Annotated in this window: 9 protein-coding genes; 5 read left to right on the forward strand and 4 right to left on the reverse strand. The window is 61.6% G+C overall.

Annotated features, from left to right (window positions below; translation table 11 throughout):
- The first annotated feature begins 99 nt into the window (after positions 1 to 99).
- From RGM2987_RS12200 to RGM2987_RS12215, 4 genes are all read left to right on the forward strand, one after another.
- Positions 100 to 1137 (forward strand): ABC transporter ATP-binding protein, encoded by a 1038-nt coding sequence (locus RGM2987_RS12200; protein ID WP_245141293.1) that lies wholly within the window; start codon positions 100 to 102, stop codon positions 1135 to 1137.
- A 1-nt stretch (position 1138) separates the two neighbouring features.
- Entirely contained in the window at positions 1139 to 2083 is a 945-nt protein-coding gene (locus tag RGM2987_RS12205) for an ABC transporter permease (protein WP_245141295.1), read from the forward strand.
- Positions 2073 to 2897, forward strand: coding sequence for an ABC transporter permease (locus RGM2987_RS12210; RefSeq protein ID WP_245141298.1), 825 nt, complete (start codon positions 2073 to 2075; stop codon positions 2895 to 2897). Before RGM2987_RS12205 ends, RGM2987_RS12210 begins: the two co-directional genes overlap by 11 nt.
- A gap of 161 nt (positions 2898 to 3058) precedes the next feature.
- Positions 3059 to 4483, forward strand: coding sequence for a gamma-aminobutyraldehyde dehydrogenase (locus RGM2987_RS12215; RefSeq protein ID WP_245141301.1), 1425 nt, complete (start codon positions 3059 to 3061; stop codon positions 4481 to 4483).
- 56 nt (positions 4484 to 4539) lie between these two features.
- Here the strand turns inward: RGM2987_RS12215 and RGM2987_RS12220 are convergent, their stop codons facing one another.
- The 3 genes from RGM2987_RS12220 to RGM2987_RS12230 all read right to left on the reverse strand — a co-directional run bounded on the left by RGM2987_RS12220 (position 4540) and on the right by RGM2987_RS12230 (position 5499).
- Complete coding sequence (locus RGM2987_RS12220) at positions 4540 to 4941, reverse strand: type II toxin-antitoxin system VapC family toxin (RefSeq protein ID WP_245141303.1); 402 nt, start codon at positions 4939 to 4941, stop codon at positions 4540 to 4542.
- Positions 4941 to 5183, reverse strand: coding sequence for an AbrB/MazE/SpoVT family DNA-binding domain-containing protein (locus tag RGM2987_RS12225; protein ID WP_245141305.1), 243 nt, complete (start codon positions 5181 to 5183; stop codon positions 4941 to 4943). The genes RGM2987_RS12220 and RGM2987_RS12225 overlap by 1 nt, the downstream gene beginning before the upstream one ends.
- Before the next feature lie 130 nt (positions 5184 to 5313).
- Positions 5314 to 5499: a hypothetical protein gene (locus tag RGM2987_RS12230; RefSeq protein ID WP_245141307.1), complete on the reverse strand. Its 186-nt coding sequence runs from the start codon at positions 5497 to 5499 to the stop codon at positions 5314 to 5316.
- A gap of 364 nt (positions 5500 to 5863) precedes the next feature.
- Here RGM2987_RS12230 and RGM2987_RS12235 point away from each other — a divergent pair, with 364 nt between their 5' ends.
- Entirely contained in the window at positions 5864 to 7489 is a 1626-nt protein-coding gene (locus tag RGM2987_RS12235; RefSeq protein WP_245141310.1) for a glucan biosynthesis protein D, read from the forward strand.
- A 204-nt stretch (positions 7490 to 7693) separates the two neighbouring features.
- Here RGM2987_RS12235 and RGM2987_RS12240 read toward each other — a convergent pair whose 3' ends face one another.
- On the reverse strand, positions 7694 to 8800 hold the full coding sequence (locus RGM2987_RS12240) for an NADH:flavin oxidoreductase/NADH oxidase (RefSeq protein ID WP_245141312.1): 1107 nt from the start codon (positions 8798 to 8800) through the stop codon (positions 7694 to 7696).
- Between the last annotated feature and the right edge of the window lie 272 nt (positions 8801 to 9072).

Genomic DNA, 9072 nt, shown 5'->3' on the forward strand with positions numbered 1-9072 from the left:
GGGCTGCTTCGCAGCCCAGCGGGGATAAATCCCCTCGCCACAGGTCCGTGCCCGACAACTTGTGAATCAACAGAAGTCGCGCCTTTGGAGCACCGCACCATGACGCTCGCAGTCCAATTCACCCAGGTATCGCGCCTGTTCGGCGAGGTAGCAGCCGTTGACCGGGTGTCCATCGACATCCAGGACGGCGAGTTCTTTTCCATGCTTGGCCCGTCAGGTTCGGGCAAGACCACCTGCCTGCGCCTGATCGCAGGGTTCGAGCAGCCGAGCGCCGGGTCGATCCGTATCCACGGCGAAGAAGCCGTGGGGCTCGCGCCGTATCAGCGGGACGTGAACACGGTTTTCCAGGATTACGCCCTGTTCCCGCACATGAACGTACGGGACAACGTCGCCTACGGCTTGAAGGTCAAGGGCGTCGCCAAGGCTGAACGAATCCGGCGAGCCGATGAAGCGTTGGAGATGGTCGCCCTCGGCGGCTACGGTGAGCGCAAACCGGTGCAGCTCTCCGGCGGCCAGCGCCAACGGGTGGCCCTGGCCCGTGCGTTGGTCAATCGCCCACGCGTCCTGCTGCTGGATGAACCCCTGGGCGCCCTCGATCTCAAATTGCGCGAACAAATGCAAGGCGAACTGAAGAAGCTGCAACGCCAGTTGGGCATCACCTTCATTTTCGTTACCCACGACCAGACCGAAGCGCTGTCGATGTCCGACCGGGTGGCGGTGTTCAACAAGGGCCGAATCGAACAGGTCGATACGCCGCGCAACCTGTACATGAAGCCTGTGACGACATTTGTCGCCGAATTCGTCGGCACGTCCAACGTGATCCGCGGCGAGTTGGCGCAACAATTGAGCGGTCAATCACAGCCGTTCTCGATCCGCCCGGAACATGTGCGCTTTGCCGAAGGCCCGTTGGCCGCCGGTGAAATCGAAGTTCAAGGCGTGCTGCACGACATCCAATACCAGGGCAGCGCCACGCGTTACGAGCTGAAGCTCGCCAACGGCCAGGACCTGAACCTGAGCCAGGCCAATAGCCGATGGACCGACGACGGTGTCGGGCACCAACCCGGCCAACATCTGCGCGTGCGCTGGGCCCGTGAAGCGATGGTCGCGCTGCACGACACGGTCGGCGGCGAGGTATGAGATGAACACAGCGACCCTTGCACGGGCAGCCAAGCCGGGGATTGGCCGACGCGTTTCCAACCTGCTGTACCGGCGCCCGAACCTGTACCTGTCGATGCTGCTGGTTGCGCCACTGATCTGGTTCGGCGCGATCTACCTCGGCTCGCTGCTGACCCTGCTGTGGCAGGGTTTCTACACGTTTGACGACTTCACCATGGCGGTCACGCCGGACCTGACCCTGGCGAATTTCACCGCGCTGTTTCAGCCTTCGAACTTCGACATCATCCTGCGTACCTTGAGCATGGCCGTGGCGGTCTCCATCGCCAGTGCCATCATCGCCTTCCCGATTGCCTATTACATGGCGCGCTACACCAGCGGCAAGACCAAGGCGTTTTTCTACATCGCGGTGATGCTGCCGATGTGGGCCAGCTATATCGTCAAGGCCTACGCCTGGACGCTGCTGCTGGCCAAGGGCGGCGTGGCGCAGTGGTTTATCCAGCACCTGGGCCTGGGGTCGCTGTTGCAGGTGGTGCTGGGAATTCCCGGCGTGGGCGGCAGCACGTTGTCCACGTCCCACCTGGGACGCTTCTTGGTGTTCGTCTACATCTGGCTGCCGTTCATGATCCTGCCGATCCAGGCCTCCCTGGAGCGCCTGCCGCCGTCACTGCTGCAAGCCTCGGCCGACCTGGGCGCCAGGCCACGCCAGACGTTCATGCAAGTGATCCTGCCGCTGTCGGTGCCCGGCATCGCGGCCGGTTCGATCTTCACGTTCTCGTTGACCCTGGGGGACTTCATAGTGCCCCAGTTGGTGGGCCCGCCAGGTTATTTCGTCGGGAGCATGGTCTACGCCCAGCAAGGGGCCATTGGCAACATGCCTATGGCGGCGGCGTTCACCTTGGTGCCCATCGTACTGATCGCCATTTACCTGTCCATCGTCAAGCGCCTGGGGGCTTTCGATGCACTCTGACTCTTCTTTGCCGGGGCCAGCGTCCTGGGGCTTACGCGTTGCGGCGTGGGGCGGGCTGGTGTTCCTGCACTTCCCGATCCTGATCATCTTCCTCTACGCGTTCAACACCGAAGACGCGGCGTTCAGCTTCCCGCCCAAAGGCCTGACCCTGAAATGGTTCAGCGTCGCCTTCTCTCGCCCGGATGTGCTGGAAGCGATCAAGTTGTCGTTGCAGGTGGCAGCGCTCGCCACGCTGATCGCCCTGGTGCTCGGCACGCTCGCCTCGGCGGCGCTGTACCGGCGGGATTTCTTCGGCAAGCAGGGGATTTCGCTGATGCTGATCCTGCCGATTGCCCTGCCGGGGATCATCACCGGCATCGCGCTGCTGGCCACCTTCAAGAGCCTGGGGATCGAGCCCGGGATGTTCACCATCATTGTCGGTCATGGGACCTTCTGCGTGGTGATCGTCCATAACAATGTCATCGCCCGCCTGCGCCGCACCTCCCACAGCCTGATCGAAGCTTCCATGGACCTGGGCGCGGACGGCTGGCAGACGTTTCGCTACATCATCCTGCCCAACCTTGGCTCGGCACTGCTGGCCGGTGGGATGCTGGCGTTTGCGCTGTCGTTCGATGAAATCATCGTCACCACCTTCACCGCCGGCCACGAACGCACGCTGCCGCTATGGTTGCTCAACCAACTGAGCCGGCCCCGCGACGTACCAGTGACCAACGTGGTGGCGATGCTGGTGATGCTGGTCACGATGTTGCCGATACTCGGCGCTTATTACCTGACTCGCGGGGGTGAGAGCGTGGCGGGCAGTGGTGGGAAATAAACCGCCACTTTGAAACCGGTTCCCATGTGGGAGCGGGCTTGCTCGCGAATGCGGTGGATCAGCCAACATCATTGCTGCTAATACACCGCATTCGTCGGATCGCCGCCCGGAGCAAGCCCGCTCCCACCCAAAGCACAAGCGAAACTCTGGAGGACACGAACATGCAAACCAAACTGCTGATCAACGGCCATCTGGTCGCCGGCGAGGGTCCAGGCCAAGCAGTGTTCAATCCGGCGCTGGGCCGGGTGCTGGTGGAGATCAATGAAGCCAGCGAAGCCCAGGTCGATGCCGCCGTGCGTGCCGCCGACAGCGCCTTCGATGGCTGGTCGCAGGTCTCGCCGAAGGATCGCTCGCTGCTGTTGCTCAAGCTGGCCGATGCCATCGAAGCCCATGGCGAAGAACTGGCGAAGCTGGAATCGGACAACTGCGGCAAGCCGTTAAGCGCCGCGCTGAACGACGAGATCCCGGCCATTGCCGACGTGTTCCGCTTCTTTGCCGGTGCCAGCCGCTGCATGAACGGTTCGGCGGGCGGTGAGTATTTGCCGGGGCACACGTCGATGATCCGCCGCGACCCGGTGGGCGTCATTGCCTCCATCGCGCCGTGGAACTATCCGCTGATGATGGTCGCCTGGAAAATCGCCCCGGCCCTGGCCGCCGGTAATACCGTGGTGCTCAAGCCCTCGGAACAAACGCCGCTGACGGCGCTGCGCCTGGCCGAACTGGCGTCGCAGATTTTCCCGGCCGGAGTGCTCAATGTGGTATTCGGCCGCGGCCAAACCGTCGGCCAACCGCTGGTGACCCACCCCAAAGTGCGCATGGTGTCGCTGACCGGCTCCATTGCCACCGGCTCGCACATCATTTCCAGCACCGCCGACAGCGTCAAGCGCACGCACATGGAGCTGGGCGGCAAAGCCCCGGTGATCATTTTCGACGACGCCGACATTGATGCGGCGGTGGAAGGCATCCGCACCTTCGGCTTCTACAATGCTGGCCAGGATTGCACTGCCGCCTGCCGGATCTATGCCCAGCAAGGTATCTACGAAAAATTTGTCGAGAAACTCGGTGCCGCGGTCGGCAGTATCAAGTACGGCCTGCAAACCGCAGCGGACACCGAGATGGGCCCGCTGATCACCGCCCAGCATCGCGATCGCGTGGCCGGCTTCGTCGAGCGGGCCATCGCCCAGCCGCACATCCGCTTGGTCACCGGCGGCAAATCGGTGGAGGGCAACGGCTTCTTCTTCGAACCCACGGTGCTGGCCGACGCCCAGCAGGACGATGAGATCGTCCGACGGGAGGTCTTCGGCCCGGTGGTGTCCGTCACCCCATTCCTGGACGAAGCCCAGGTACTGGCCTGGGCCAACGATTCAGAGTACGGCCTGGCCTCATCGGTGTGGACCGCCGACATCGGCCGCGCCCATCGCCTGTCGGCACGCCTGCAATATGGCTGCACCTGGGTCAACACCCACTTCATGCTCGTCAGCGAAATGCCCCACGGCGGTCAGAAACGTTCCGGCTATGGCAAGGACATGTCCATGTATGGGCTCGAGGATTACACGGTGGTGCGGCATGTGATGTTCAAGCATTGAGATAAAACATCAGGGCCACGGCCGGACGGCAGCGTCCCGGTCGTGGTGGTCAGGTGTCAGGACGGCGCCACCACCTCCACCGAGGGGAAGTACGTCCGATAACGCCTGGCGTCCCGGGTGAGCAAAGGCAACCTGTTCACAGCGGCATGGGCACCGATGAAAAAATCCGCCAGCACATTGTTTTTGCCACCGCCCGCCTTGCGGTAACGCCCAAAGGCCTTACCTGCCAGAAACAGCGCCGGGCGAGGTACCTCCTGCATCTGAAGCTGAAGCTCGGCCACAACCTCGTCCAACGCTTCGAAAGTGGAAAACGTCTGGGACAGCTCGGCATAGACAATCGGATTGATGAGCAGCTCATGGGCTTGCGACTGGGCGCGCAGTTGCTGGATAGACCAATCAGCCCAGACGGGATCGTCCTCCAGGACGTCGATCAGAACATTGGTGTCGACCAGTATCATCAATCGTCCCCGCGCAACAGCGCCATCAGCTCATCTGTACGCCACTTGATGTCCGCCCGGCCACGCACCGCATCGAAGCGATCGCGAGTTGTTTTGGCCGCTCCAGGTTTACCGGCATGTAACACCACTTCACCTTGCGCGTTGACACTGAACTCCACTGCACTGCCCGGAAGCAAGTGCAGCGCATCACGAATCGGCTTGGGAATGGTGACCTGCCCCTTGCTCGTCATCGTCGTCGACATGATGGCTCTCCTCTTGAAGTATTACCTTGCGCAAGAAAGTAATACTTCAGGCCTGAGCCTGCAACCGCCGCTGATCGTAGGCGCATTCGCTTTGCTGGGTCAGAAGCGCGCCGATTGCGGGTGCCTCCGTTCAAAACCTCGAAACACTCCTCATCGCATCCACCAGGTAACGCATGGCGATCCGGTCGCTTTCCGACAGTTCCCGATAGCGCTCCACCAGTTTCAGTTCTTCCAGGCTGAGTCGTCGGGTCCTGCGCGCATGGGTCAGGCCAGGAAAGATCCCCAGCATTGCAGCGATGCCCTGTATTTTCGTCATGAGCGTTGTCCCTCTTTTACGTCAAGTTGACCTGATAGCGCCTTTCTGGAATCCGGATCGGGCTGCCTACACATCAAGAATAGGGAGGATTCAAATCGTGAAAAGGGAGTTTTAGAGTAATTAGTCAAAAAATGCCGGAATCGACATAAAAAAAGAAATATCTGTAAGAAAATTTAACCAAACCCTGCTTTCCTTTCTCACCCCGCCTACTCATCCCCTATGATTTTGCCCCTCAGTGAACCGATCCGGCTCTGAGGTATCTGTTCTAGCGTCCGTCGCGTTTGGCCAAAGGTATGTCCGAACTCTTTTACCCATTTTCCGCTGCCAGGATCGGCACGGGATGGTTGTGAGAAAGGTTGTATTTATGCATCGCAGGAACCTGCTCAAGGCCTCCATGGCTTTCGCCGCCTATACCGGTCTTTCGGCCACCGGGCTGATGGCCGCTCGCGCCTGGGCCACGGATCAAGCCGCTGACGGCGAAGCCCGTCCCTTCGATTTCGATGCGCTGAAAGACCAGGCGCGGCAATTGGCCAAGAGCCGCTATGTCGATACCAAGCAAGTCTTGCCGCCGACCCTGGCGATGATGTCGCCCCTACAGTTCAATGCAATTCAGTACGACGCCAACCACTCGTTGTGGAACAAGCTGGACGGTCAACTGGACGTGCAGTTTTTCCATGTCGGCATGGGCTTCAAGCAGCCGGTGCGCATGTACAGCGTGGATCCAAAGACCCGCCTGGCCCGTGAGGTGCACTTCCGCCCACAGCTGTTCAACTATGAAAAAACCACGGTCAACACTTCGCAATTGACCGGCGACCTGGGGTTTGCCGGCTTCAGGGTGTTCAAGGCCCCGGAGCTGGACCGGCACGACATCGTTTCATTCCTGGGGGCCAGTTATTTCCGCGCCGTGGACGCCAGCGGCCAGTACGGGTTGTCGGCCCGAGGGCTGGCCATCGACACCTATGGCAAGAAACGCGAAGAGTTTCCGGACTTCACCAAGTTCTGGTTCGAAACCCCGGAAAAGAACAGCACCCGTTTCGTCGTCTACGCCCTGCTCGATTCCCCCAGCGCCACCGGTGCCTATCGTTTTGACATCGATTGCCAGCCGACCCGGGTGGTGATGGAAGTCGACGCGCACATCAATGCCCGGACCGCCATCGGGCAACTGGGCATCGCACCGATGACCAGCATGTTCAGCTGTGGCACTGTCGAGCGGCGCATGTGCGACACCATTCACCCGCAGATCCATGACTCCGACCGGCTCGCCATGTGGCGTGGCAACGGCGAGTGGGTCTGCCGCCCGCTGAACAACCCGGCCACCTTGCAATTCAACGCCTTCGCCGACAACAACCCGAAAGGTTTCGGCCTGGTGCAGACCGACCACGACTTTGCCAGCTACCAGGACACCGTGGACTGGTACAGCAAGCGCCCGAGCCTGTGGGTCGAACCGACGACAGCCTGGGGCGAAGGCTCTGTGGACCTGCTGGAAATTCCGACGACAGGCGAGACCCTGGATAACATCGTGGCGTTCTGGACACCGAAAAAACCGGTGGCCGCCGGTGATTCCCTGAACTACGGCTACAAACTCTACTGGAGCGCCCTGCCCCCGGTCAGCACCGACCTGGCCCACGTGGATGCGACTCGCTCGGGCATGGGCGGCTTTATCGAAGGCTGGGCCCCGGGCGAGCACTACCCGACCGTCTGGGCGCGCCGCTTCGCGGTGGACTTCAGCGGCGGCGGTCTCGACCAACTGCCGCCGGGCACCGGCATCGAACCGGTGGTGACCTGCTCCCACGGCGAGGTGAAGGACTTCAACGTGCTGGTGCTGGATGCGATCAAGGGCTATCGGATCACCTTCGACTGGTACCCCACCGATGATCGCGTCGACCCGGTGCAGATGCGCCTGTTCATTCGCACCAAGGACCGCACCTTGAGCGAGACCTGGTTGTATCAGTACTTCCCGCCAGCGCCGGATAAGCGTAAGTATCCTTGATACAGCTGCGCCCGGAATGACGCCTTCGCGAGCAAGCCCGCTCCCACAGTGGATTTGTGTTGCTCACAGAACTCGTGATCCACACCACAACCTGTGGGAGCGGGCTTGCTCGCGAAGAGGCCGGCACAGCCACCCCAGTCATCCAGCCTGATAAACAAAAGCCCCGGTCAGACGAACGGGGCTTTTGTTTATCACTAGGACCTTTCAGTCCCGCAAGTCCGACTCATGAATCGGCTGGTCACGATGCGTCGCCCGCTGGTACTGCGCCGGCCACACGGCCTTGCGTCCGCCCAGGTCATCGTCGGCATGCAGGGCCCAGTACGGGTCACGCAACAATTCACGCGCCAGGAAGATGATGTCGGCCTGGCAGGTACGCAGGATGTGCTCGGCCTGGGCCGGCTCGGTGATCATGCCGACCGTGCCGGTGGCGATCTCCGACTCCTTGCGCACGCGTTCGGCAAAGCGCGTCTGGTAACCCGGGCCGGTAGGAATTTCCGCATTGGCGGCAGTCCCGCCCGACGACACATCGATCAGGTCCACCCCCAGCGCCCGGAATCGCCGCGCCAGTTCCACGGTTTCATCCGGGTTCCACCCGTCCTCGACCCAGTCGGTGGCCGATACCCGCACAAACACCGGCAACTCGTCGGGCCAGACGGCCCGAACCGCTTCGGTGACTTGCAGCACCAGGCGGATGCGGTTCTCGAACGAGCCGCCGTATGAGTCGCGGCGCTGGTTGCTCAACGGCGAGAGGAATTGATGCAACAGGTAGCCATGGGCCGCATGGACCTCGACCACTTTGAAACCGGCGGTCAAGGCACGCTTGGCTGAATCGACGAAAGCCTGGATCACGCCAGCGATCTGTCCTTCGTCCAGCTGCACCGGCTGGGTGTGCTGCGGGTCAAAGGCAATCGGCGACGGACCGACCGGAACCCAGCCGCCATCCGCCGGTTTCACGCTGCCATGCTTGCCCACCCAGGGTCGCCAGGTGCTGGCCTTGCGCCCGGCGTGGGCCAGCTGAATGGCCGGCACGGCTCCCTGGGCCGTGATGAACCGGGTGATGCGTTGCAGGGGTTGGATCTGTTCATCGTTCCACAGTCCGAGGTCCTGGGCGGTGATCCGTCCATCGGCCGTGACTGCGGTGGCCTCAGTGAACACCAGCCCGGCACCGCCCACGGCACGGCTGCCGAGGTGCACCAGGTGCCAGTCGTTGGCCAGGCCATCGACGCTCGAGTATTGGCACATCGGCGACACGGCGATGCGATTGGGCAGGGTCAATTGGCGAAGGGTATAGGGTTCCAGCAGCAGACTCATGGGGCACCTCTCGAATCAGTGGGCAGGCTCCAGGGTTCTGTTTGAAAAGTCGACGAGTGACAAAAGGTACAAGACCCGCCCCCGCGGGCAACAAAAATCGACAAGACGTCACAAGGGCTATCAACCAGTGCTTAGAGCCTAGTCGACAACCTGAAGCAAGGGAGGGTTCAGAACTAAAAACCTGGCCTTGTGCGACAGCGCTCCACTGAAGGCAATCTGCCCCCGTGGCGAGGGAGCTTGCTCCCGCTTGAGTGCGAAGCGCTCACAAAAGA

Source organism: Pseudomonas sp. RGM2987 (assembly GCF_022952855.1).
Classification (GTDB): domain Bacteria; phylum Pseudomonadota; class Gammaproteobacteria; order Pseudomonadales; family Pseudomonadaceae; genus Aquipseudomonas.

Excerpts from the sequence above, each read along its gene's own strand:
- RGM2987_RS12200 (WP_245141293.1), top strand. The coding sequence starts at position 100 with ATGACGCTCGCAGTCCAATTCACCCAGGTATCGCGCCTGTTCGGCGAG.
- RGM2987_RS12205 (WP_245141295.1), top strand. The coding sequence starts at position 1,139 with ATGAACACAGCGACCCTTGCACGGGCAGCCAAGCCGGGGATTGGCCGA.
- RGM2987_RS12210 (WP_245141298.1), top strand. The coding sequence starts at position 2,073 with ATGCACTCTGACTCTTCTTTGCCGGGGCCAGCGTCCTGGGGCTTACGC.
- RGM2987_RS12215 (WP_245141301.1), top strand. The coding sequence starts at position 3,059 with ATGCAAACCAAACTGCTGATCAACGGCCATCTGGTCGCCGGCGAGGGT.
- RGM2987_RS12220 (WP_245141303.1), bottom strand. The coding sequence starts at position 4,941 with ATGATACTGGTCGACACCAATGTTCTGATCGACGTCCTGGAGGACGAT.
- RGM2987_RS12225 (WP_245141305.1), bottom strand. The coding sequence starts at position 5,183 with ATGTCGACGACGATGACGAGCAAGGGGCAGGTCACCATTCCCAAGCCG.
- RGM2987_RS12230 (WP_245141307.1), bottom strand. The coding sequence starts at position 5,499 with ATGACGAAAATACAGGGCATCGCTGCAATGCTGGGGATCTTTCCTGGC.
- RGM2987_RS12235 (WP_245141310.1), top strand. The coding sequence starts at position 5,864 with ATGCATCGCAGGAACCTGCTCAAGGCCTCCATGGCTTTCGCCGCCTAT.
- RGM2987_RS12240 (WP_245141312.1), bottom strand. The coding sequence starts at position 8,800 with ATGAGTCTGCTGCTGGAACCCTATACCCTTCGCCAATTGACCCTGCCC.